This is a genomic window from Variovorax stachyos (assembly GCF_051400855.1).
Classification (GTDB): Bacteria; Pseudomonadota; Gammaproteobacteria; order Burkholderiales; family Burkholderiaceae_C; genus Variovorax.
The window spans coordinates 295,972-317,482 of sequence record NZ_JBLFFN010000004.1 but is presented as its reverse complement, the minus strand read 5'-3'; the positions used below and the strand labels follow the sequence as shown (position 1 = coordinate 317,482).

22 protein-coding genes are annotated in these 21,511 nt (G+C 69.9%); 18 read left to right on the top strand and 4 right to left on the bottom strand.

Annotated features, from left to right (window positions below):
* Nucleotides 1–17 precede the first annotated feature (17 nt).
* A complete protein-coding gene (locus ACMGEZ_RS09650) occupies nucleotides 18–800 on the bottom strand; it encodes an IclR family transcriptional regulator (protein WP_436822046.1) in 783 nt (260 codons plus the stop codon).
* Nucleotides 801–977: 177 nt separating this feature from the next.
* Here ACMGEZ_RS09650 and ACMGEZ_RS09645 point away from each other — a divergent pair, with 177 nt between their 5' ends.
* A complete protein-coding gene (locus ACMGEZ_RS09645; RefSeq protein WP_436822045.1) occupies nucleotides 978–1,994 on the top strand; it encodes a TRAP transporter substrate-binding protein in 1,017 nt (338 codons plus the stop codon).
* A gap of 14 nt (nucleotides 1,995–2,008) precedes the next feature.
* The gene (locus ACMGEZ_RS09640; RefSeq protein ID WP_436822044.1) at nucleotides 2,009–2,452 is read left to right on the top strand and encodes a type II 3-dehydroquinate dehydratase; all 444 of its coding nucleotides are present in this window, start codon (nucleotides 2,009–2,011) and stop codon (nucleotides 2,450–2,452) included.
* Here ACMGEZ_RS09640 and ACMGEZ_RS09635 read toward each other — a convergent pair.
* Nucleotides 2,449–3,096: a DUF1345 domain-containing protein gene (locus tag ACMGEZ_RS09635; protein WP_436822043.1), complete on the bottom strand. Its 648-nt coding sequence runs from the start codon at nucleotides 3,094–3,096 to the stop codon at nucleotides 2,449–2,451. The genes ACMGEZ_RS09640 and ACMGEZ_RS09635 overlap by 4 nt on opposite strands.
* A 40-nt stretch (nucleotides 3,097–3,136) precedes the next feature.
* Between ACMGEZ_RS09635 and ACMGEZ_RS09630 the strand changes: the two genes are divergently transcribed.
* The 4 genes from ACMGEZ_RS09630 to ACMGEZ_RS09615 all read left to right on the top strand — a co-directional run bounded on the left by ACMGEZ_RS09630 (nucleotide 3,137) and on the right by ACMGEZ_RS09615 (nucleotide 7,956).
* The gene (locus ACMGEZ_RS09630; RefSeq protein WP_436822042.1) at nucleotides 3,137–3,865 is read left to right on the top strand and encodes a c-type cytochrome; all 729 of its coding nucleotides are present in this window, start codon (nucleotides 3,137–3,139) and stop codon (nucleotides 3,863–3,865) included.
* Between the two features lie 4 nt (nucleotides 3,866–3,869).
* On the top strand, nucleotides 3,870–5,144 hold the full coding sequence (locus ACMGEZ_RS09625; protein ID WP_436822041.1) for a c-type cytochrome: 1,275 nt from the start codon (nucleotides 3,870–3,872) through the stop codon (nucleotides 5,142–5,144).
* Between the two features lie 84 nt (nucleotides 5,145–5,228).
* Nucleotides 5,229–5,648 carry a Cu(I)-responsive transcriptional regulator gene (gene cueR, locus ACMGEZ_RS09620; RefSeq protein ID WP_436822040.1) on the top strand — a complete coding sequence of 140 codons (420 nt, stop codon included), beginning with the start codon at nucleotides 5,229–5,231 and terminating at the stop codon, nucleotides 5,646–5,648.
* A gap of 85 nt (nucleotides 5,649–5,733) precedes the next feature.
* Nucleotides 5,734–7,956, top strand: a complete 2,223-nt coding sequence (locus ACMGEZ_RS09615) for a heavy metal translocating P-type ATPase (RefSeq protein ID WP_436822039.1) — start codon at nucleotides 5,734–5,736, stop codon at nucleotides 7,954–7,956.
* 16 nt (nucleotides 7,957–7,972) lie between these two features.
* Here ACMGEZ_RS09615 and ACMGEZ_RS09610 read toward each other — a convergent pair whose 3' ends face one another.
* Complete coding sequence (locus ACMGEZ_RS09610) at nucleotides 7,973–8,812, bottom strand: methyltransferase, TIGR04325 family (RefSeq protein ID WP_436822038.1); 840 nt, start codon at nucleotides 8,810–8,812, stop codon at nucleotides 7,973–7,975.
* 265 nt (nucleotides 8,813–9,077) lie between these two features.
* Here ACMGEZ_RS09610 and ACMGEZ_RS09605 point away from each other — a divergent pair, with 265 nt between their 5' ends.
* The 10 genes from ACMGEZ_RS09605 (at nucleotide 9,078) to ACMGEZ_RS09560 (ending at nucleotide 18,921) form a co-directional block, all read left to right on the top strand.
* Entirely contained in the window at nucleotides 9,078–10,076 is a 999-nt protein-coding gene (locus ACMGEZ_RS09605) for a tripartite tricarboxylate transporter substrate binding protein (protein WP_436822037.1), read from the top strand.
* An 11-nt stretch (nucleotides 10,077–10,087) separates the two neighbouring features.
* On the top strand, nucleotides 10,088–10,885 hold the full coding sequence (locus ACMGEZ_RS09600) for an enoyl-CoA hydratase/isomerase family protein (RefSeq protein WP_436822036.1): 798 nt from the start codon (nucleotides 10,088–10,090) through the stop codon (nucleotides 10,883–10,885).
* The gene (locus ACMGEZ_RS09595) at nucleotides 10,882–12,975 is read left to right on the top strand and encodes an acetate--CoA ligase family protein (protein WP_436822035.1); all 2,094 of its coding nucleotides are present in this window, start codon (nucleotides 10,882–10,884) and stop codon (nucleotides 12,973–12,975) included. Before ACMGEZ_RS09600 ends, ACMGEZ_RS09595 begins: the two co-directional genes overlap by 4 nt.
* Nucleotides 12,976–13,005: 30 nt before the next feature.
* Nucleotides 13,006–13,995 (top strand): Bug family tripartite tricarboxylate transporter substrate binding protein, encoded by a 990-nt coding sequence (locus ACMGEZ_RS09590; protein WP_436822034.1) that lies wholly within the window; start codon nucleotides 13,006–13,008, stop codon nucleotides 13,993–13,995.
* Nucleotides 13,996–14,009: 14 nt separating this feature from the next.
* Nucleotides 14,010–14,987 (top strand): D-2-hydroxyacid dehydrogenase family protein, encoded by a 978-nt coding sequence (locus tag ACMGEZ_RS09585; protein ID WP_436822033.1) that lies wholly within the window; start codon nucleotides 14,010–14,012, stop codon nucleotides 14,985–14,987.
* Between the two features lie 73 nt (nucleotides 14,988–15,060).
* Nucleotides 15,061–15,897, top strand: coding sequence for a GNAT family N-acetyltransferase (locus ACMGEZ_RS09580; protein ID WP_436822032.1), 837 nt, complete (start codon nucleotides 15,061–15,063; stop codon nucleotides 15,895–15,897).
* Between the two features lie 25 nt (nucleotides 15,898–15,922).
* On the top strand, nucleotides 15,923–16,705 hold the full coding sequence (locus tag ACMGEZ_RS09575) for an IclR family transcriptional regulator (protein ID WP_436822031.1): 783 nt from the start codon (nucleotides 15,923–15,925) through the stop codon (nucleotides 16,703–16,705).
* Between the two features lie 72 nt (nucleotides 16,706–16,777).
* Nucleotides 16,778–17,374, top strand: coding sequence for an RNA polymerase sigma factor (locus ACMGEZ_RS09570; protein ID WP_436822030.1), 597 nt, complete (start codon nucleotides 16,778–16,780; stop codon nucleotides 17,372–17,374).
* A gap of 78 nt (nucleotides 17,375–17,452) precedes the next feature.
* Nucleotides 17,453–18,070 carry an anti-sigma factor family protein gene (locus ACMGEZ_RS09565; RefSeq protein ID WP_436822029.1) on the top strand — a complete coding sequence of 206 codons (618 nt, stop codon included), beginning with the start codon at nucleotides 17,453–17,455 and terminating at the stop codon, nucleotides 18,068–18,070.
* A 5-nt stretch (nucleotides 18,071–18,075) separates the two neighbouring features.
* The gene (locus ACMGEZ_RS09560) at nucleotides 18,076–18,921 is read left to right on the top strand and encodes a caspase family protein (protein WP_436822028.1); all 846 of its coding nucleotides are present in this window, start codon (nucleotides 18,076–18,078) and stop codon (nucleotides 18,919–18,921) included.
* Nucleotides 18,922–18,944: 23 nt separating this feature from the next.
* Here ACMGEZ_RS09560 and ACMGEZ_RS09555 read toward each other — a convergent pair whose 3' ends face one another.
* On the bottom strand, nucleotides 18,945–19,838 hold the full coding sequence (locus ACMGEZ_RS09555; RefSeq protein ID WP_436822027.1) for an alpha/beta fold hydrolase: 894 nt from the start codon (nucleotides 19,836–19,838) through the stop codon (nucleotides 18,945–18,947).
* A 255-nt stretch (nucleotides 19,839–20,093) separates the two neighbouring features.
* Between ACMGEZ_RS09555 and ACMGEZ_RS09550 the strand changes: the two genes are divergently transcribed.
* Both ACMGEZ_RS09550 and ACMGEZ_RS09545 read left to right on the top strand, forming a co-directional pair.
* Complete coding sequence (locus ACMGEZ_RS09550; protein WP_436822026.1) at nucleotides 20,094–20,666, top strand: hypothetical protein; 573 nt, start codon at nucleotides 20,094–20,096, stop codon at nucleotides 20,664–20,666.
* A 210-nt stretch (nucleotides 20,667–20,876) separates the two neighbouring features.
* Complete coding sequence (locus ACMGEZ_RS09545) at nucleotides 20,877–21,449, top strand: hypothetical protein (RefSeq protein ID WP_436822025.1); 573 nt, start codon at nucleotides 20,877–20,879, stop codon at nucleotides 21,447–21,449.
* The last annotated feature ends 62 nt before the right edge of the window (nucleotides 21,450–21,511 follow it).

Here is a 21,511-nt window from a genome sequence, read left to right as displayed (position 1 = left end):
TCCGCCGAACCAAGGGACTAGGCGCGCTTCTTCAACAGCGCGGAAGCACCGCTGGCATTGGCAACGTCTGCCGCCGTGGCGAGCAACGCGGGCGCCAGGCTCTGCATGCGTTCCTGCGTCAGGCGAACCAGCGGCCCCGCAATCGTGACGACGCCGATCACCGTGCCGTCGCCGAGGCGAACCGGCGCCGCCATCGCGGCCATTCCCGGGGCGAAGACCTCGCTGATCGTCGCAAAGCCTTGTTTTCGCGCTGCACGCAGATAGCCCAGCAAGGCCTTGACCGACGTGACGGCCTTCGGACCGAACTCCTTCGGGGTACCGAAGCCCTGCCTGGCGACGATCTGCAGCGCCTCTTCCTCGGGCATGGTGGAAAGCCAGGCATGGCCCGCGGAGCTGCACGACAGGTTGACCGACAAGCCCATGTCGGGGTCGTAGCGCAGCCCGCGCGTGGCGCCCTGGGCCTTGGCCACGAAGGTGAGCGCGTCGCCGTCGAGCACCGCCAATCGCACCAGCTCGCCCGACTCGACTGCAAGGCGGTCGAGCAGCGGCTGCGCCACGTCGACCACGCCGCTGTTGCTGAGGAAGCTCAGGCCCAGCGACACCAGCTTGATCGTGAGCGTGTAGCGCCCATGGCTCTGGTCCTGCCGTACATATCCGCAGCGCACCAGTTCCGACAGCAGGCGGTGTGTCGCGCTCAGGGGCATGCCAAGATCGGCAGCCAGCGCCGACAGGGCACGGCCTTCGGGATGGGCGACCAGGTGCTCGAGGACCTTGAAACTGCGTTCGACGATGGCGGTCATGTCAGTGAAAAAACAGGTTGGCCGCAACCACTGGGCTGCGCGCGCCGCAACTTTAACGCCAACGATGCCAAGTGTTTTCACTAGTGGAAACCTTTTCCACCTGGAGCCTATGATCGCGCCGCCTTCGCATCGATGCCCCGCAAGCGGTGCGCCCATTCCCTACTGCTGGAGTTCGTCTTGAAATCCCTTCTTCGCACGCTCGCCGTGGCCGGCATCACGCTCGCACTGGTGCAGGCCGCCGCAGCCCAGGATGCGCAGGAACGCGTCATCCGCTTCGGCCATCTCAACAACGCGGACCACCCCGTGAGCTTCGGCGTCAAGCGCTTCGCCGAGCTGCTCGCGGCAAAGAGCGGCGGCAAGCTGAAGGTGCAGGAGTTCCCGGCGTCGCAACTTGGCAACGAGATGCAGCAGCAGTCGGCCCTGCAAGGGGGCGTGCAGCAGATGTCGGCGCCCGCGACCACGTCGCTGGCCGGCATCGTCAAGGAGTTCGGCGTGGTGGACTTCCCGTTCTCGGTGAGTTCCTTCGCACAGGCCGACGCGCTGCTCGACGGTCCGCTCGGGCAGGCGCTGATCGCCAGGCTGCCCGACAAGGGCCTCGTCGCGCTGGGCTACTGGGACCTGGGTTTCCGCAACGTCACCAACAGCAAGCGCCCCATCACCAAGCCTGAAGACCTGGAGGGGCTGAAGATCCGCGTCATCCCGAACCCCGTGTTCCTCGACACCTTCAAGGCCTTCAAGGCCAACCCGGTGCCGATGCCCTTCGCCGAGCTGTACGGCGCGCTCGAGGCGAAGGCGGTGGACGGCCAGGAGAACCCGTATTCGGTGATCCTGTCCAACAAGTTCTTCGAGGTGCAGAAGTTCCTGAGCGCCACGAACCACGTGTATGCCGCCAATATCGTGCTCGTCAGCAAGAAGTTCTGGGACACGCTGAGCCCGGCCGAGCAGAAGATGATGCGCGAGGCCGCCGACGAGGCGCGCACCTACCAGCGCCAGGTCAGCCGGGCTGCCGCGCAGAAGTCGGTGGGCGAGCTGCAGGCCAAGGGCATCCAGTTCAACGAGCTCGCCGCTGCCGAGCAGGCTCGCATGCGGCAGATCGCCAAGCCGGTGGTCGAACGCTTCGCCGCCAGCTATGACCCCGGCATTGTCAAGCTCTACAACGAAGAGCTCGCACGCATCCGTAAATCGGCACCCTGAGCGGGTCGAACACCATGAAGATCCTTGTCCTGCACGGCCCCAACCTGAACTTGTTCGGCCGCCGCGAACCCCATATCTACGGCACGACGACCCTGGCCGAGATCGATGGCCGGCTGGCCGAGCTCGCTGCAGAGCTCGGCATCGAACTGGAGACGATCCAGTCGAACCACGAAGGCGAGCTGATCGATTTCCTGCACCGGAACATCGACCTCGCATCCGGTGCGCTGGTCAATCCTGCCGGCCTCACGCAGCACGGCGTGCCGCTGCACGACGCCATCAAGGCCATGCCCTTCCCCGTGCTCGAGGTGCACATGTCGAACATCGCCGCGCGGGAGACCTGGCGAGCGCATTCGATCATCTCGCCGGCGGTCAAGGGCACGATCCAGGGCCTGGGCCCGCACTCGTACCTGGCGGGGCTGCGCGCACTTGTCGCAATGCAGCGCGAAGCAACAGCCTAGATGGCGCCGGCCACCACATTGATCGACAAGGCCAGCACCAGCATGTTGAAGGCGAAGGACAGCACGCTGTGCACGAGCGTGATGCGGCGCATCTCGCGCGAGCGCACCTGCACGTCCGAGACCTGGGAAGTCATGCCGATCACAAACGCGTAGTACAGGAAGTCGAAGTAGTCCGGGTCGAGCTTGCCCGGGAAGTCCAGGCCCGGTTCGCCACCCTGCTCCGCCTGGTAGTACCGGTGCGCGTAGTGAAAGCCGTAGATCGTATGGATCATCAGCCATGAGCCTGCGAGGGCCAGCAGCCCGAGCGTGATGTGCCCGATCCGCTCAGTCTCGCCCATCTGCCCGACCTGCTTGAGCAACAGCGCGATTGCCACCACGCTCGCGCAGACCCCCGCCACCATGACGGCCAGGATCAGCCCGCTGGGCTGGTCCAGCGACTGCGCGCGCGCTCGCGTGCCCTGGGCGTCCGAGGTCTCGGCCAGCCACCAGGCGGGCAGCAGGTAGGCCGCCGCGCCACAGCACCAGCCGAGGAGGCCGCGGGCCACGCCGCCGAAATGCCAAGGCAGGAGGCCGACGGCGAGCCCCACCGCCGCGCCGAACAGCAGCCGCTGCCAGCCGATCATCCGCGTGAATCGCATGCGCATGCGGGGCACTTTAGCGTGCGGCGACAATCGCGCTCGCACCATGAAGAAGATCCGATCCCCCTGGCGCGGCGTGTTGCTCGCCGCGGTCGGCCTGACGGGACTGATCCCGCCGGCCCATGCCGCTTCTCCCGCCCCCGCGCGCGTGCCCGACACCATCGAGCAGCGCGTCGCCGCCTGCATCGCCTGCCATGGGCGCGAGGGCGCCAGCACCAACGCCGGCTACTTCCCGCGGCTGGCCGGCAAGCCCGAGGGCTATCTCTACAACCAGCTGCTGAGCTTCCGCGACGGGCGCCGCTTCAACAGCGACATGGTGCACATGGTGCGGCACCTCTCCGATGCGTACCTGCGCGAGATCTCGCAGTACTTCGCGGGGCTCGACCTGCCCTATCCACCCGTGTCCACCCGCAGCGACGCTTCCGAGCAGAGCCTCGCGCGCGGCAAGGCCCTGGCGTTCGAGGGCGACGCGGCGCGCGGCATCCCGGCCTGTGCGCAATGCCATGGCCAGGCGCTGACCGGCATCGCGCCCGCCATCCCTTCGCTGCTCGGCCTGCCGCGCCTGTACCTCGCCTCGCAGCTCGGCGACTGGCTCAACAACGGCCGGCATGCCCTGCCACCGGACTGCATGGCGGAGGTCGGACGCAAGCTGAACGCGCAAGACATCAACGCGGTCGCGAGCTGGCTTGCCCTGCAGCCGGTACCGGCCGACCCCAAGCCCGTAGCCGCGCCGCCCGGACCGCTGCCGATGCCCTGCAGCGCCATGGGGAACTGAGGCAATGCGACGCACCCTCTACGCCCTGCTCGCCCTCGCCGTGCTGCTGGTGCTGGCCGCACTCGCGCTCGTGGCCCTCAACCTGCGCGGCGAAGATCCGCTCCCCGCGATGCCGGCCGCTTTCGATTCCACCCCGGCCCAGGTCGAACGCGGCCGCTATCTCGCGCTGGCCGGCAACTGCGCCGGCTGCCACACCGTGCGCGGCGGCGCACCCTATGCCGGCGGCCTCGGCATCGAGACGCCTTTCGGCACGGTCTTCGCCGGCAACCTCACGCCGCACGACGAGGCCGGCATCGGCCGCTGGAGCGCCGCGCATTTCTGGCGCGCCCTGCACAACGGGCGCTCGATGGACGGGCGCCTGCTGTACCCCGCCTTTCCCTATCCGAGCTTCACGCGCGTGACGCGCGAGGATTCGGACGCGATCTACGCCTACCTGCGCACCGTGCCGCCGGCCCCGACACCCAACGCCGCCCACAAGCTGCGCTTTCCCTACGATACGCAGGCCGCGCTCGCGGTGTGGCGCGCGCTCTTCTTCACGCCCGGCAGCTTCGTTGCCGATCCGGCCAAGCCCGCCGAGTGGAACCGCGGCGCCTACCTGGTCGAGGGCCTGGGCCATTGCATCGCATGCCACGGCACGCGCAACGTGCTGGGGGCCACCGAAGAGAAGCTGGGCCTGTCCGGCGGGCTGATCCCGATCGAGAACTGGTATGCGCCTTCGCTCAACTCGAAGCGCGAGGCCGGCGTCGCCGACTGGGACACGCAGCACGTGGTCGCGCTGCTCAAGAACGGCACCTCGCCGCGCGGCTCGGTCATGGGCCCGATGGCCGACGTGGTCTACCGCAGCACCCAGTACCTCGGCGAGGCGGACCTGAACGCGATGGCGGTGTTCCTCAAGCAGCTGCCCGAGGCCGAGGCGGTGGACGCACCCGCTTCCGCATCGCCGGTGCGCCGCGATGCCGGCGTGATGGCGCGCGGCGCGAAGATCTACGACCAGCAATGCGCCTACTGCCATGGCGACGCCGGCCAGGGTGCAGAGGGCGCCTATCCGGCCCTGGCGGGCAGCCGCGTGGTCACCATGGACTCGGCGGTCAACCTGGTGCAGATACTGCGCCACGGCGGCTTCCTGCCGTCTACCGCCGGCAACCCGAGGCCCTACGGCATGCCGCCCTTCGGCCATGTGCTCGACGACGACGGCATCGCGGCCGTGCTGAGCTACATCCGCGGCTCGTGGGGCAACGACGCGCCGCCGGTCACCCGCAGCCAGATCATGCGCCCCTGAGCGCCGGGCTTGACCTTCCCATCATGGTAGGGTCGATGCTTCGCCCTTGCCTTCGATCCTGTGGAGGCGAAAAAGGAAAGCGCAATGAACCAGGCCCTCCCCGGCGGGGAACCCTTCAACATCGGCGAGGCGGCGGCACGCTCCGGCGTCTCGGCCAAGATGGTGCGGCACTACGAGTCGCTGGGGCTGCTGCCCCGCATCAGCCGCACCGACGCGGGCTACCGCCAGTACACCGACAAGGACGTGCACACGCTGCGCTTCATCCGCCGCGCGCGCGACCTGGGCTTCAGCATGGCCGAGATCGCCGAGCTGCTGAAGCTGTGGCAGAACAAGCGCCGCGCGAGCGCCGACGTGAAGCGCATCGCCCTGGCCCATGCCGCGGACCTGCGCCGCCGCATCGAGGAAATGGCGAGCATGAAGCGCACCCTGGAGCGCCTGGCCGATTGCTGCCACGGCGACCAGCGCCCCGACTGCCCCATCCTCGACGAGCTGGCCGAGCACTGAAAAGGCGGGAACGTGCAAAGGCCTTGACCTTCCCATGATGGGAGGGTCGACAGTGGAGCCCTTTCAAGGAATCCGGGAACAACCGATGTCGATGGACAACAGCTTGACGATGCCGGCGCCTGCCGCCGGCCTGCAGGAACGATCGCTGCAGATCGAGGGCATGACCTGCGCCTCCTGCGTGGCGCGCGTGGAGAAGGCGCTGGCCGGCGTGCCGGGCGTCGCCTCGGCCACCGTGAACCTGGCAACCGAGAAGGCGGAGGTCCGTGTCGCCGGCCGCGACGTGGACACGGAGGTGCTGCTGGCCGCCGTGCGCAAGGCGGGCTATGAGGCACGCCGTGCCGACGAGCCGCAGGCCGCCGCGGCGGCGAGCCACGCGCCCGACTGGTGGCCGGTCGCGCTGGCCGCGCTGCTGTCGCTGCCGTTGGTGCTGCCCATGGTCGGCCTGCTCTTCGGCCGCGCGTGGATGCTCGACGGCTGGCTGCAGCTGGCGTTGGCGACACCGGTGCAGTTCTGGCTCGGCGCGCGCTTCTACCGCGCAGGCTGGAAGGCCATGAAGGCGGGCACCGGCAACATGGACCTGCTGGTCGCGCTGGGCAGCTCGGCCGGCTATGGCCTGAGCGTCTACCTGCTGTTTACGCACAGCGGCCACGGCATGCCGCCGCACCTGTACTTCGAGGCCTCCGCGGTGGTGATCACGCTGGTGCTGCTGGGCAAGTGGCTGGAGCAGCGAGCCAAGCGCCAGACCACCGAGGCGATCCGCGCGCTGAACGCACTGCGGCCCGAGCGTGCACGGGTGCGGCGCGCTGGGCGGGAGCAGGAGCTGCCGCTGGCGCAGGTGAAGGTCGGTGACGTGGTGGTCGTGCGCCCGGGCGAGCGCATCCCGGTGGACGCCGTCGTGCTCGAAGGCGCCAGCGAGGTCGACGAGTCGCTCATCACCGGCGAGAGCCTGCCGATCGCCAAGCATGTCAACGACACCGTCACCGGCGGCTCGGTCAACGGCGAAGGCCTGCTCGCGGTGCGCACCACCGCCGTGGGCGCGGAATCCACGCTCGCGCGCATCGTGCGGCTGGTCGAGTCGGCGCAGGCGAAGAAGGCGCCGATCCAGCGGCTGGTCGATCGCGTGAGCAGCGTGTTCGTGCCGGTGGTCATCGCCATCGCCTTCGCCACCCTGATCGGCTGGGGCCTGGCGAGCGGCAACTGGGAAGCCGCGATCCTCAACGCCGTGGCCGTGCTCGTCATCGCCTGTCCCTGCGCGCTGGGACTGGCGACCCCGACCGCCATCATGGCCGGGACGGGCGTGGCGGCGCGGCATGGCGTGCTGATCAAGGACGCCGAGGCGCTGGAGGTCGCACACGGTGTCGGCATCGTTGCCTTCGACAAGACCGGCACCCTGACCGAGGGCCGGCCGGAGCTGGTCGCCCTCGATGCCGTGGACGGCGACACTGCCGCCCTGCTGCGGGCCAGCGCGGCCATCCAGGCCGGCAGCGAGCATCCGTTGGCGCGTGCCGTGCTCGCCGCGGCCGGCAAGCAGCGCCTGGCGATCCCGGCCGCGAGCGAGGTGCGCGCGCACGCCGGCCGCGGCGTGGCGGCCACCGCCGAAGGCCGCGCGCTGCGCCTGGGCAGCAGCCGATTCATGAGCGAGCTTTCGGTGCCGCTCGGAAAGCTCGCCGAACGCGCCGCACAACTGCAGGCGGAGGGCCGCACCGTCTCGTGGGTGGCCGAGATCGGAGCTGCCCCGAAGCTGCTCGGCCTGCTCGCCTTCGGCGACGCGGCCAAGCCCGGTGCCGCTGCGGCCGTTCGCCGGCTGCACGCGCAGGGCATCCGCACCGCGCTCATCTCGGGCGACAACCGGGGCAGCGCCGAAGCCGTGGCCCGGCTGCTGGAAATCGACATCGTCCACGCGGAAGTGCTGCCCGAGGACAAGGCCGCGATCGTTGCGCAGCTCAAGGCCCAGGGCACGCGCGTCGCGATGGTGGGCGACGGCATCAACGACGCACCCGCGCTGGCCGCGGCCGACGTGGGCATCGCGATGTCCACCGGCACCGACGTGGCCATGCACGCCGCCGGCATCACGCTGATGCGCGGAGACCCTGGGCTGGTGAGCGACGCGATCGACATCTCGCGCCGCACCTACGCCAAGATCCGGCAGAACCTGTTCTGGGCCTTCGTCTACAACGTGGTGGGCATTCCGCTGGCCGCCTTCGGCCTGCTGAGCCCGGTGATCGCGGGTGCCGCCATGGCTTTCAGCAGCGTGAGCGTGGTGGGCAACGCACTCCTGCTGCGGCGCTGGGAGGGCGGCGCGGGCTGAGCCCGCAACTCCCGCGTCAGCGGGAGGATGGCGCGAGGCTGCGCGCGAAGTACAACCCACTGAAGGCGGGGAACGAACGCTCCGGATGGCCGGGCAGGTACAGCGAGCGTTCGTGCACGTCCCATTCGTCGCGCAGCACATAGCCCAGCGCCTCGATGCCGTGGACGAAGCGTTCGCGGTTGAACACCCACAGCGGCGCGAAGCACCCATGGCCGATGTTCTGCGTGCAGACGAAATCGTCGCCCGGATAGAGCGGCAGCTTGTTGAGCACGACATGCGCCGGCAGCGCGGCGCAGCGGCGAAGCAGCTCGCCCGGGCGGCCCTCCTCCATGTACTGCAGCGCGCCCGCGGAAATCCAGACATCGGCGACCTCGCCGCGCAGCGCTTCGCCGAGGTCGTCGGTAAAGCGCAGGGCCGCGGCGCCCCGTTCCTCTGCCACCCTGCGGCCGAGCCCGACGATGGCAGGCACCTCCACGATGCGCCACACCAGCGCGGCCGGCATGTCCATGTAGGAGCGGTAGGCGTAGAAATGCACGCCCACCGAGCCCCCCATGTCGAGCACGCGGGTTGCACCGCGGCTGAAGGCGCGATCCATCCACCACATGACCGGATAGTCGTAGGCAAAGATCTTCCTGCTGCGCAGGTCCACGTACTCCTGCGCCAGCCGCTCGTTCCCGAACTCGGGATTCGGCGGCAACGAACGGCGCGCAGCCTCGAAGCTGTCGAACACGCCGAAGTAGAAGCCGAAGCCCTCTGGGGAGAGGAAGTGGCGGCGCCGCCATTGCAGCAGCAGCGGCCGCGTCGCGGGTCCCTCGAGAAAATCGCGCACCCGGTGCGCAACGCTCACGTCCGTCACCGCGCACTCCTTCGACGGCGCCGGGATGTAAGCGCCGCCTCGAAAAGCGTGTGCAACCGGGACATGACCGATACCCCCGAGGGAACGATCAAGTGGCCCAGGCGCCGCTGATGACGGACGTGCGGCCTACGGGACGTACGATTATTTCCCGACCGCCTTGCAGCGGTATCCAATTCCACGCTTTGGAATTGGGTGGCTGCGCCGGCGACGCATGCGACCTAAGCTCCGTGCATGCCTCGATCACGAGGAACAAGGAGAGACAACCATGCATGCATCCCCTCGCCTCGCGGTGCTGGACCGCCGGCGTTTTCACAAGCTCGCGACCACGGCCGCACTGCTTGCATTGACCGCCGCGCCCGCCTTCGCGGCCTTTCCCGACAAGCCCCTGCGCATCGTCGTGCCCTTCGCACCCGGCGGCGGCACCGATGCCATCACCCGCACGCTCGCCGTCGGCCTGGCGCAGGCGCTGGGCCAGCCGGTGGTCGTGGACAACAAGCCGGGCGCCGGCACCATCATCGGCAGCGACGCGGTCGCCAAGAGCGCGCCCGATGGCTACACGCTGCTGATGGCCACCTTCGCGCATGCGGTCAACCCGGCCCTGCAGCCCAAGCTGCCCTACGACACCGACAAGGCTTTCGCGCCGGTCGCGCTGGTCGGCGTCTCGCCCAACGTGCTGGTGGTTCGCGCCGACCAGCCCTACAAGAACGTCGCCGAGCTCATCGCCGCGGCCAAGGCGAAGCCGGGCAAGCTGACCTTCGCCTCGCAAGGCAACGGCACCTCGGCGCATCTCGCGGGCGAGCTCTTCAAGAGCCTTGCCAAGGTGGACATCACGCATGTGCCCTACCGCGGCGCGGGGCCGGCGATGACCGACCTGCTGGGCGGCCAGGTGGACATGATGTTCGCCACGGCGGCGGCGGCCCGCCCCTTCGTCAGCGCGGGAAAGATGCGCGCGCTCGCCGTCACCACGGCGCATCGCTCGCCCGCCTATGCCGGCGTGCCCACCCTGGCCGAGGCCGGCGTGGCGGGCTATGCGGCCGAGAGCTGGTATGGGCTCTATGCCGCCGCCGGCACGCCCAAGGACGTGGTCGCGCGCCTCAATGACGCGGTGCGCCAGGCGGCGAAGGCCGAGGCCTTCGTGAAGCAGACGCAGTCGGAAGGCCTCGCGGTCGACGTCAGCACGCCCGAGGCGCTGGAGCGCTACGTGCGCGCCGAGGAGGTGCGCTGGCGCAAGGTCGTCAAGGACGGAAACATCACCACGGATTGATGAAGGACATCATGAATACCAATTCCCAGATCCGGCTCGATGTCGAGGCCGGCATCGCCACCCTGACCCTCGACCGCCCCGAGAAGCGCAACGCGATCAGCGACGCCATGCGCACCGAGCTGATCGCCGCACTGGAGCAGGTCGCTGCCGACACTTCCATCCGCGCCCTGGTGCTGACCGGCACCGGCAAGGGCTTCTGCGCCGGTGGGGATGTGGCCGGCATGCAGCGGCGCATGGAAGCGCCGGCCGGCGCAGTCGGCTTCAACGGCTGGACGCGCCAGCAGCGCGTGCACCACTCCATCGCCCTGCTGCACACCATGCCCAAGCCGGTGATCGCCGCGGTGAACGGTTCGGCCAACGGCCTGGGCGCCGACATGGCGCTGGCCTGCGATTTCGTGATCGCCTCGGAAGAGGCCAGCTTTGCGTGGAGCTACATCAAGCGCGGCCTCATTCCGGACGGCGGGGGTATGTACTTCCTGCCGCGGCGCGTGGGGCTGTCGCGCGCCAAGCAGCTGATCTTCACCGGGCGCAAGGTGGAGGCGGCCGAGGCGCTGCAGCTGGGCATCGCCGACCGCGTCTGCCGCGCCGACACGCTGCTGCCCGAGGCGCAGGCCTGGGCGCGCGAGCTCTCGCAGGGCTCGGCGGCGGCACTGGCGCTGGGCAAGTCCATCATCGACCGCAGCTTCGAGCTGCAGGCCGAGCAGGTCTTCGCGCAGGGGAGCCAGGCGCAGGGCATCTGCTACACGACGCAGGAGCATCGGGATGCGGTGCTGGCCTTCCTGAATCCAGGCAAGGAGAAGTCCGCATGAGCGGAGACAACCCCATCGCCCGCCTGCTCAAGCCGCGCAGCGTGGCGGTGATCGGCGCTTCGGCCGATCCCACAAAGACCGCCGGCCGCCCGGTCGCCTACCTGCAGCGCCACGGCTTCCCAGGCGCGATCTACCCGGTCAATCCACGCACCCCCGAAATCGCCGGCCTGAAGAGCTACCCCGACGTGCCATCACTGCCCGAAGCACCGGACGTCGGCATCGTGCTGCTGGGCGCCGAGCGTGCGCACGAGGCCGTGCGTGCACTGGCCGAGCGCGGCACCGCCGCGGCGATCGTGCTGGCCAGCGGCTACACGGAGGTCGGCGAGGAAGGCGCGCAGCGGCAGCGGCAGCTGCTGGAGGCCGCGGGCCGCATGCGCATCCTCGGGCCCAACACCATCGGCCTGGTCAACCTCACCGACGGCATCACCCTCTCGGCGACCGGCGCGCTGGAAATGGAAGGCTTCGAGGCCGGGCCCATCGGCGTGGTCTCGCAAAGCGGCGGCATCCTGGGCGCCCTGCTCTCGCGCGCCGCGGCGCGCGGCATCGGGTTGTCGAAGCTGGTCTCGACCAGCAACGAGGTCGACCTGGACCTGGCCGATTTCGTGGACCACCTCGCGGACGACGAGGCCACCTCCGTCATCGCGCTCTACATGGAGGGCCTGCGCCACCCCGACAAATTCCGCGCCGCCGCGCTGAAGGCGGCGCGCAAGGGCAGGCCGATCGTGGTGTTCAAGGTCGGCCGCTCCGAGGCGGGCGCGAGTGCGGCGGTGTCGCACACCGGGGCCCTGGCGGGCGCAGACCGCATGTACGACGCGCTGTTCCGCGAGCTGGGCGTGATACGCGCCCAGACATTCGCGGACCTGCTCGACATCCCGGCCGCCCTCGCAACGAAGCGCGCGCCGCGCGGGCGCCGCGTGGCGGTGCTGACATCGACCGGCGGCGCCGGCACGCTGGTGGCCGACAGCCTCGGGAGCGCGGGCTTCGAGACGCCCGCGCCCGACCCGGAGACGGCGGCGGCCCTGCGCGCGCTGCAATCGGGCGAACAGGCCGTGCTGGACCGCAACCCGATCGACGTCACGCTGGCAGGCCTGCAGCCGCAGCTGCTGCGTGGCGCCATCCGCGCGCTGCTCGCCAGTCCTTCCTACGACGCGGCGGTCGTGATCGTCGGCTCCTCCGGCCTCGCAATGCCGCAGCTGATGGCCGACGCGATCCACGACAGCCTGCCCGGCAGCGACAAGCCCCTGCTGGTCTACGTGAGCCCGCATGCGCCGGGCATCGCCAGCCAGCTCAATCAGCGCGGCGTGCCGGCCTTCATGGCGCCCGAAAGCTGCACCAGCGCCCTGGCCGCGATGCATGCGCATGCCAGCTGGGCGGCACCGCGCGCCGAGCCCGTAGACCGCGCCCTGCCGAACGTGGACGACCTGCCCGGCGGATCGCTGGACGAACAGCAGGCCAAGCAGCTCTTCGCGCGCTTCGGCGTACCGTGCGCACGCGAGATCGTGGTGGCCGATGCGCAGCAGGCGCAGCAGGCGGCGCGCGACCTGGGCGGCGCCACGGTGCTGAAGATTCTTTCCAGCGAGATCACGCACAAGAGCGACGTGGGCGGCGTGGCCGTGGGGCTGGGCGCCGAGCAGATCGGCCCCCGCCTCGAGCGCATGGCCGTCGAGGTCGAGACGCACACCGGCGTGCGGCCGCAGCGCTTCCTGGTCCAGCAGATGGTGAGCGGCGGCGTGGAGCTGATCCTGGGCCTGCACCGCGACCCGCTGGGCAGCGCCGTGCTGCTGGGCATGGGCGGCGTCACGGCCGAGCTGCTGAAGGACACCGCGCTGCGCATGCTGCCGCCGGGCGGCCTGACGCGCGAGCAGGCCGGCGCGCTGGTGCGCGAGCTCAAGACCTGGCCGCTGCTCGACGGCTTTCGCGGACGGCCGGTGTGCGACGTCGAAGCCCTGGTCTCGGCCATCGTGGCCTTCTCGCAGATGGCGGCGGCGCTGGGCGAGCGGCTGGTGGAAGCGGAGATCAACCCGCTCTTCGTGCTGCCGAAGGGCCAGGGCGTCATCGCCGCGGACGGCGTGGCCGTGCTCGCGGCCTGAGCATCAGTTCACAACAACAGGAGACAAGCCATGAACCCCAAGCGCCTCTCGCGCCGCCATTTCAACGTCTCGCTGGGCGCGGGCCTTGCGCTCGCAGCCCTGGCACCTGCGGCGCGCGCACAGGACTTTCCGTCCAAGCCGATCCGCATCGTCGTGCCCTTCGCGCCGGGCGGCCCGACGGACCTGATGGCGCGCGCCATCGGCAAGAACATGTCCACGAGCCTGGGACAGCCGGTGATCGTCGACAACAAGCCGGGCGGCGGCGGCGTGATCGGCATGAGCGAGGTCGTGCGCGGCCCGGCCGATGGCCACACGCTGGTCTTCCCCTCCATCCTCGCCGTCACCAATCCGGCGCTGATGCCCAACTACCCCTTCGACACGCTGCGCGACTTCGCGCCGCTGACGGTGGTGGGCTTCATCCCGCATGCGGTGGTGGTGCGGCCCGACTTCCCGGCCAAGACGCTGGCCGAGCTGGTCGCGATGGGCAAGGCCAGGCCCGACAGCCTGTCCTACGGCTCATCGGGCAACGGCACCTCGGCCCACCTGGGCGCCGCGCTGTTCGTGCAGCGCGCGGGCATCCGCGCGACCCACGTGCCCTACCGCGGCGCCGGCCCGGCGGTGCAGGACCTGCTGGGCGGGCAGATCCAGTTCATGTTCCTCGACATGAGCTCCGCGCTCGCGCAGATCAAGGCCGGCAAGCTGCGCGCACTGGCAGTGGCGCCCAAGTCGCGCTTCGCCGGCCTGCCCGACGTGCCGACGGTGGCCGAGCAGGGCTACCCGGGCTTCGACGTGCATGGCTGGTACGGCCTGCTGCTCAAGGCCGGCACGCCGGCGCCGGTGATGCAGCGGCTCCATGCCGAGGTTCGGCGCGCGCTCGATACGGGGGAGGTGCGCGAGATCTTCCAGGCCCAGGGCATCGAACCCGGCGGCATGCCACCCGCCGAATTCGCCGCTCTGGTCCGCGACGACCTGGCGCTGTGGAAGCGCACCGTGCAGCAGCTGGGCATCACGCTCCAATAGGCAAAGAGCCGACCATGCGCATCGCCATCCCCGACGACTACCAGGACTGCGTTCGCACCCTGGCCTGCTTCGCCAAGCTCGCGGGCCACGAGGTCCGCATCTTCAACGACACGGTGAAGGGCATCGATGAACTCGCAGCCCGCTTCGCCGATGCCGAGGCCATCGTGCTCACGCGCGAGCGCACGCGCATCGACGCCGCCCTCCTGGACCGCCTGCCCCGGCTGCGCCTGATCAGCCAGACCGGCAAGCTGGCCGACCATGTGGACCTGGCCGCCTGCACTGCGCGCGGCATCGTCGTGGCCGAGGGCCGCGGCGCGGGCGCCTCCACGGCCGAGCTGGCCTGGGCGCTGACGCTCGCCAGCCGCCGCCACCTGGTCGAGGAGGCCAACCGCCTGCGCCAGGGACTGTGGCAGGGCCACCTGGGCCAGCAGCTCGGCGGCCAGCGCCTGGGCGTCTGGAGCTACGGCCGCATCGGCCGCCAGGTGGCCGCCTATGGCCGCGTCTTCGGCATGAAGGTGTGGGTCTGGGGCCGCGAGGCCTCGACGCAGGCGGCGCTGGCCGACGGCTTCGAGCGCGCACCCTCGCGGGAGGCCTTCTTCGCGGAGAGCGACGTGATCAGCCTCCACGTCCGGCTGAACGCCGAGACCGCCGGCATCGTGCGCGAGGAAGACCTGGACCGCATGAAGCGCGACGCCCTGCTGGTGAACACCAGCCGTGCCGAGCTGATCGCGCCCGGCGCGCTGGAACCCGCGCTGCGGCGCGGCCGCCCCGGCTTCGCGGCCGTCGACGTGTTCGAGGAGGAGCCGCTTCAGGGCGGCGGCCACCCGCTGCTGAACCTGCCCAATGCGCTGTGCACGCCGCACATCGGCTATGTGGAGCGCGACAACTACGAGCGCTACTTCGGCATCGCCTTCGATCACATCAACCAGTTCGCCGACGGCACGCTCGTGGACGTCGTCAACCCCGAAGCACTGGCGTCCGCTCGCCGCTAAGCCCTGCCCGGCGGTCCGCCCGAAGCGGTGCCATCATTGCCTGCATGTGCATGAGACGAGGTGCAGACAAGGAATGAAGCGTGCCGACATCGCCATCCTCCCCGCCGGGCAGTTCTCGCGCGCGGCGCTGACCGCGCTCTGGAACCGGGCTTACGAGGGCTACTTCGTGCCCGTGGCCTTCGACGAACAGCGCTTCGCGCGGCATCTCCGGCGGGCCAACGTCGAGCTGGGGCTGTCGAGGGTGCTGACGGCCGGCGGCGAGCCGGCCGGCCTCTCGCTGGTGGGGCAGCGCGACACGCGCGCCTACCTCGCCGGCTTCGGCATCGTCCGCGCGCAACGGCGCCGCGGACTCGCCCGCCTGCTGATCGAGGTGCAGCTCGCGGCCCTTCCGGCCGCCGGCGTGCGCGAGGTGGTGCTGGAGGTCATCGAGCAGAACCCGGCGCGCACCCTCTATCGCCACGCCGGTTTCGAGGCGCTCCGGCCGCTGGAGCTTCTGTCGGGCACGCTGGACGCGCAGACCGCCGAGCCCGTCGCGCTCGGCCCGGCCGATCTCGCCGCCGTGCACGCACAGTGCAGCGCAATCGCGCTGCCGACCTGGCGCCGCGAGCTGCCGACCTTGCTGGATGCCCTCACGCAGGAGAACGCTTTGGCAATCGGCGTGCGGCGCGGCGACACCATCGTCGGCTACGCCGTGCTGCCCGAGCAGGCCCGGCATGACGGCACGCTCCTCGATGCCGCGGCGGTGGACGAGGCGGCCGCGCATTCGCTCCTGGACGTGCTCTCCTCCGCGCGCCCCGGCACCCGCTGGCGGCTGGTCGACGAGCCCGGCAGCAGCCCCTTCTTCGGCGCGGCGCGTGCGCGCGGCCTGGTGTCGGTGATGCGCCAGATCGAGATGAAGCGCTCTCTCTAGAACAGGCAGAAGGCAGAAGAAGCGCATGACGGACGCCCTCGACGAGAAGCCGGGACGCTCCCCCGCCAACCGCTCGCTGGAGCGCGGCGTGGAGATCCTGCGCGCCTTCAGGCCCGGCTCCGAGCTGCTGGGCAATGCCGAGCTCGCGGACCGCACCGGGCTGTCGCGCTCCACCGTGAGCCGGCTCACGCAGACGCTGGTGGGCACCGGCCTGCTGCACCTGGATGCGCGCCGCCGCGCCTACCGGCTGGCCCCGGCGGTGCTGAGCCTGGCGCACGCGATGCGCTCGGGCTCCACCATCCTGGGCATCGCCGCGCCCAGGATGCGCGCGCTGGCCGAGGCGCGCAAGATCAACGTCGGCCTGGCGGCCCCGGACCGGGACGAGATGGTCTACCTCGAGTCGATCCGGTACAACCGGCGCGTCTCGCTGCGCAGCGTGGTGTCGGGCCAGCGCGTGCCGATGGAGCTCACCTCGCTCGGGCGCGCGTACCTGGCCGCCGCGCCGGAGCCGAAGCGCAAGGCGCTGCTCGCGCTCTTCAGGAAACGTCGCAGGGGCCAGTGGCCCACGCTGGCCGAGGAAATCGAGCTCGCGATGCAGAGCGTGTGGCAGCGCGGCTTCTGCGCCGCTGCCTGGCAGCCCGAGGTGGTCGCGCTCGCGGTGCCGCTGCGCTGGGAGGGGCAGCCCCGCTATGCGCTCAACCTGAGCGTCTCCACGGCGGAGACGGTGCGCAGCGTCGAGCAGGAGCTCTCGGGCGCGCTGCTCGCGCTGGCCGCCGACATCGAGGGCACGCTGGCGAAGCAGGCGTGACATGGACGCCGGAAAGGCGGGTAGAGACGCTATATTGCGTCACCCCCACCGCCAGCGCCACCGTCACCCTGCATGGACAACGACGAGGTCAACCAGCTGCTCGTACGCATCGGCCGCGAAGACCAGGCGGCGTTTCGCCAGCTGTACAAGGCGTTCAGCCAACGGGTCTACGCCTACGCGCTGAACATGCTGAGCGACCACGCCCGGGCCGAGGAAGTGCTGGTGGACACGCTCTACGAGGTCTGGCGCCACCCCGACCGCTTTCGGGGCGATTCGCAGTTCTCCACCTGGCTCATCGGGATCGCGCGAAGAAAGGCGCTGATGGTCTACCGTGCGCGCCGGCCCGACGAGGTGCATGCCGATCTCGAGGACATCGCCGAAGTCACCGCTTCGGACACGCCCGACGGCTACGCGGAGCTGGCGGGCAAGCAGCGGCGCGAAGGCGTGCAGTACTGCATGGGCAAGCTGTCGGACGAGCACCGCGAATGCCTGCACCTGGTGTTCTACGAGGGCATGGGCCTGGCAGAAGTGGCGGAGATACAGAACTGCCCCGAAGGCACCGTCAAGACCCGCCTGTTCCACGCCCGCCAGAAGATCAAGAAGTGCCTGCAGTCCCTGCTGCGCAGCGAGGGGAGCGCCCCCGAAGCCAAGGGCGCCCTCGCCTCCTGAACGACGCTTGCGGTCCATCCGGCATGCGCGCAAAAATAAACTGAACCATCCGCAAGGCTCGTGCAACCCAGCGGCATCATGAACAAACGCTTCGAAGAATTGCTCCCCTGGTACGCCAACGGTTCGCTGGGAGCCGAAGACCGTGCCTGGGTCGATGCCTACCTGCAACAGCACCCCGAGGCCAAGAGCGAGCTGGACTGGTACCGCTCGCTGCAGGCACGGGTCCAGGAAAGCGCCCCGGCCGTGCCGCCGACCATCGGCCTGGCCCGCGCCATGCGCCTGATCCAGGGCGACCGCCCGACGGTGGCCGAGCGCATCGGCGCCTTCTTCGGCAACCTGGGCATGCGCCCGAGCTATGCGCTGGCCGGGCTGGCGCTGGTGATGGTGCAAGGCGGCGTGATCCTGAACCTGCTGGGCAACGCCCGCGAGGACGCCGACCAGATCCGCGCCCTGAACGCGGTTCGCGTCGAAGAAGGCCCGATGCTGAAGATCAGCTTCGCACCCGACGCCAAGGAAGCCGACATCCGCATGCTGGTGGTCCAGGTCGGAGGCGAGCTGGCCGGTGGGCCGGGCCAGCTCGGCGACTATTACCTGCGCGTGCCGGCCGGCAGCGAAGCGGCGGCGCTCGCCAAGGTGCAGGCCGCCCCGATCGTCCAGGCCGCCGCGCTGGCGCCCGGCGTGCCGCCTCGGGAGTAGCCATCATGGCCACGCTGCTGACCCGCCGAACGCTGCTGCAAGGCGCCTTGGGTGCCGCGGCGCTGCCTTTTGTCGCTCCCGCCATGGGCGGCCCTGCCAACGCGAAAGCCAGCGGCGCCGAGTCGCGCATCGCGCTGGTGATCGGCAACGGCGCCTATCGCGCCGCACCGCTGAAGAACCCGCCCGGCGACGCCGCCGCTGTCGCGGCCGCATTGCGTGGTCTTGGCTACGACGTGACCCTGCGCCAGGACACGCGGCTGCCGGAGCTGATCGAGTCCCTGCGCGAGTTCTCGATTCGCGCCACGAAGGCGTCGGTCCGCATGCTGTTCTATGCAGGCCACGGCGTCCAGGTGAAGGGCCGCAACTACCTGGTGCCGATCGATGCCGACCCGCTGACCGAAGAGGACATCCAGCGGCAAAGCGCGGACGTCGGCGAGTTCGTCGACCGGCTCAGCGCCATGCGCACCGGCATCAACATCGTGGTGCTCGACGCCTGCCGCGTGAACCCGTTCGCCGGCGGCGTCATCGTCGGCCCCGATGGACGGCGCCTGAAATTCCGTGGTGCGACGCCGGGCGGCCTGGCGGCGCTCGATGCGCCCGTCGGCACCCTGGTGGCCTTCTCGACCGCGCCCAACGGCGTGGCGCTCGACGGCGCCAGCGGCAAGCACAGCGTCTATGCACGTCACCTGCTGGCCAACCTGCCGACGCCGGGGCTGCAGATCGAGCAGCTCTTCAAGCGGGTGCGCATCGCCGTGGCCGAAGACACCGGCCGCGTGCAGGTGCCCTGGGAGTCGTCGAGCCTGACGGCGGACTTCTGCTTCAGGCCGGATGACAAGGGGCGGTGCGGGTAGTCCATCCCGCGCACCCCAGCCACTCACGCGTGGTCGTCAAGGAAGCGCTCGAGCTCCCGCGCAAAGCGCAGCGGCTCGCTGACATGCGGCGAATGGCCGGCACGCGGATAGACCGAGACCTGCGCATGCTTCACCGTCTCGCGATACCAGGCATCGAGCGGCAGGCCGGCATAGTGCGGGCTGCGCGCCCCGAGCACGACCAGCAGCGGCGCGTCCAGGCGCGAGAGCGAAGCGCGGAAGTCGGCCTGCGCCATCGACTCGGCAAGGTCGAGCAGCGGCCGGATGTCGATGCTTCCCAGGCGCCGGCGCAGCATCCGTCCGAGCGGTGTGTCCGCGCCCAGCTGGCGCCTGAGCCAGGCGCCTCCGAGCGCGCCGACCTCGTTCAGCAGCGCCTCTGCGAGGTCCTGGCGCGCGCCCGCGATCAGCCCCGACAGCATGGCCGCGCTGCAGCCGCCGAACAGCCCGAGACGCCAGCTGTCGTCCGTCACGATGCGCGGCGACTGGTCGACCAGCGCCACTGCGGCGACGCGCTGCGTGCCATGCAGATGCAGGTACTGCATCAGCGTCAACGCGCCCATGGAGTGCCCGACCAGCACCGCTCGCTGCAGCCCGAAGTGATCGAGCATCTCGGCCAGGTCCGTCGCCAGCCGGGCCAGCGTGATGCTGCCGCGCACCGGTCGGCAATGGCCATGGCCGCGGGCGTCCCAGGCGAGCACGCAATGGCGCCGCGCCAGCCGCCGTGCGACCGGCATCCAGTCTCGATGCGAGCACCCGACGCCGTGCACCAGCACCATCGGCGGGCCCTTGCCGAGCACGAACACGGGAACGACCTGGCCATCGCTGGCAGTAAAGCTGTCGAATTCGCCGGCGGCGGGCGTGCCGAGATTCACCAGCCCGAAGTTGCGCAGCGCGTTCAAGGTGCCGCGCAAGCCCGTCAGGCGCGGCGGGTGTGGCGGTTGTGGAGGCGGGTCTGGCGGAGCCCTGTCGAGCATGGCGGGCCATCCTACGCTGGGGTGCAGCCCGTCCGAAATCGGCTCGAACCCTTCTGGGCCTGATCGTCGCGAAATTCGTTTGAACCGAATCGGAAAGGGGCGCAACCCATGGAGCGGGAAGGCAGGCAAATCGGCAAGCCCCACCACTCACCCTCGTTCCATCACTCTCAGGAGATCATCATGCAAATCGTCCGCAAAGCTTCCGTCCTTGTCGCCCTCGGTCTCGTCTTCGGTGGCGCCATGGCCGGCGAAATCACGGGTTCCACGGTACTGTCCACCGGCGCCGTCAACACCTCGGCCGGCTTCCTGTCCACCGCGCGCCAGAACATCGGCGTGGCCGAGCAGAACGGCAAGATCACGAACAGCACCGTGATCGTCAACGGCGCCAACAACACCGCAGCCGGCTTCCTCTCGACGGCGACACAGAGCGTGGGCCGCGCCACGCAGAACGGCAAGATCACCAACAGCACGGTCATCGGCAATGGCCTGAACAACGTGGCTGCCGGCTTCCTCAGCACCGCCACGCAGGAAGTGGGCTTCGCCAAGGACAGCGGCGAGGTCGTGAACTCGACGGTCATCGCCAACGGCGCCAGCAACACGGCCGCCGGCTTCCTGTCCACGGCACGCCAGCAGATCGGCGGCGCGCAAGGCAACGGCAAGCTGACGAACTCGACGGTGATCGCCACCGGCTCGGTCAATACCGCCGCCGGCTTCCTGTCCACCGCCGACCAGAGCATCGGCGTCGCGAAGTAAGCCGCTGCCGGCTTTCCTTCGGCCTCCTCGGCCCCGACCCGCCCGCGCACTGCGCCGGCGGGTCTTTTCATTTCGGAAGCCGCACCCGGCACTGCTGCTGCAAAGGCGAATTCGCTTGAACCGTTTCCGAACGCACAGCAACCCATGGAGCGGAAGGCAAGCAAGCGCATGCCGCCCACCCTCAACCGCCAACCCTTCAGGAGATCCACCATGAAAGCCGCTCCCAAACTTTCCGTCCTCGCCGCGCTCGGCCTCGTCTTCGGTGCCGCCATGGCCGGCGAGATCGCCGACTCCGGCGTGTTCTCGACCGGTGCCGTCAACACCTCGGCCGGCTTCCTGTCCACCGCACGGCAGAACGTCGGCGTGGCCGAGCAGAACGGCAAGATCAAGAACACCGCCGTGATCGTCAACGGCGCGGTCAATACCTCGACGGGTTTCCTGTCGACGGCCAACCAGAGCATCGCCCGCGCGACCCAGAACGGCCAGATCAGCCAGACGGCCATCGTGGCGCAAGGCGTGAACAACACCGCCGCCGGCTTCCTGAGCAGCGCGAACCAGGAAGTCGGCTTTGCGAAGGACGACGGCAAGGTCCAGAGCAGCTTCGTCGGCGCCACCGGCGTGAGCAACGTGGCCGGCGGCTTCCTGTCTTCGGCGCGCCAGCAGATCGGCGGCGCCCAAGGCAGCGGCAAGCTGACGAACTCGACGGTGCTCGCCACGGCGCAGGTCAACACCGCCGCCGGCTTCCTGTCCACCGCCGACCAGAGCGTCGGCGTCGCGAAGTAAGAGCTCGTCCTTGTTCTTTCCCCCGCGCCGGCGGCTCCCCGCCGGCGCTTCCCCACCCAGGA

What these genes read in the sequence shown, in the direction of transcription:
- ACMGEZ_RS09575 (WP_436822031.1), top strand. Translation starts at nt 15,923, where the DNA reads ATGACGGACGCCCTCGACGAGAAGCCGGGACGCTCCCCCGCCAACCGC.
- cueR (WP_436822040.1), top strand. Translation starts at nt 5,229, where the DNA reads ATGAACCAGGCCCTCCCCGGCGGGGAACCCTTCAACATCGGCGAGGCG.
- ACMGEZ_RS09565 (WP_436822029.1), top strand. Translation starts at nt 17,453, where the DNA reads ATGAACAAACGCTTCGAAGAATTGCTCCCCTGGTACGCCAACGGTTCG.
- ACMGEZ_RS09585 (WP_436822033.1), top strand. Translation starts at nt 14,010, where the DNA reads ATGCGCATCGCCATCCCCGACGACTACCAGGACTGCGTTCGCACCCTG.
- ACMGEZ_RS09635 (WP_436822043.1), bottom strand. Translation starts at nt 3,096, where the DNA reads ATGCGCATGCGATTCACGCGGATGATCGGCTGGCAGCGGCTGCTGTTC.
- ACMGEZ_RS09560 (WP_436822028.1), top strand. Translation starts at nt 18,076, where the DNA reads ATGGCCACGCTGCTGACCCGCCGAACGCTGCTGCAAGGCGCCTTGGGT.
- ACMGEZ_RS09590 (WP_436822034.1), top strand. Translation starts at nt 13,006, where the DNA reads ATGAACCCCAAGCGCCTCTCGCGCCGCCATTTCAACGTCTCGCTGGGC.
- ACMGEZ_RS09615 (WP_436822039.1), top strand. Translation starts at nt 5,734, where the DNA reads ATGTCGATGGACAACAGCTTGACGATGCCGGCGCCTGCCGCCGGCCTG.
- ACMGEZ_RS09630 (WP_436822042.1), top strand. Translation starts at nt 3,137, where the DNA reads ATGAAGAAGATCCGATCCCCCTGGCGCGGCGTGTTGCTCGCCGCGGTC.
- ACMGEZ_RS09595 (WP_436822035.1), top strand. Translation starts at nt 10,882, where the DNA reads ATGAGCGGAGACAACCCCATCGCCCGCCTGCTCAAGCCGCGCAGCGTG.
- ACMGEZ_RS09640 (WP_436822044.1), top strand. Translation starts at nt 2,009, where the DNA reads ATGAAGATCCTTGTCCTGCACGGCCCCAACCTGAACTTGTTCGGCCGC.
- ACMGEZ_RS09650 (WP_436822046.1), bottom strand. Translation starts at nt 800, where the DNA reads ATGACCGCCATCGTCGAACGCAGTTTCAAGGTCCTCGAGCACCTGGTC.
- ACMGEZ_RS09580 (WP_436822032.1), top strand. Translation starts at nt 15,061, where the DNA reads ATGAAGCGTGCCGACATCGCCATCCTCCCCGCCGGGCAGTTCTCGCGC.
- ACMGEZ_RS09625 (WP_436822041.1), top strand. Translation starts at nt 3,870, where the DNA reads ATGCGACGCACCCTCTACGCCCTGCTCGCCCTCGCCGTGCTGCTGGTG.
- ACMGEZ_RS09545 (WP_436822025.1), top strand. Translation starts at nt 20,877, where the DNA reads ATGAAAGCCGCTCCCAAACTTTCCGTCCTCGCCGCGCTCGGCCTCGTC.
- ACMGEZ_RS09600 (WP_436822036.1), top strand. Translation starts at nt 10,088, where the DNA reads ATGAATACCAATTCCCAGATCCGGCTCGATGTCGAGGCCGGCATCGCC.
- ACMGEZ_RS09570 (WP_436822030.1), top strand. Translation starts at nt 16,778, where the DNA reads ATGGACAACGACGAGGTCAACCAGCTGCTCGTACGCATCGGCCGCGAA.
- ACMGEZ_RS09550 (WP_436822026.1), top strand. Translation starts at nt 20,094, where the DNA reads ATGCAAATCGTCCGCAAAGCTTCCGTCCTTGTCGCCCTCGGTCTCGTC.
- ACMGEZ_RS09605 (WP_436822037.1), top strand. Translation starts at nt 9,078, where the DNA reads ATGCATGCATCCCCTCGCCTCGCGGTGCTGGACCGCCGGCGTTTTCAC.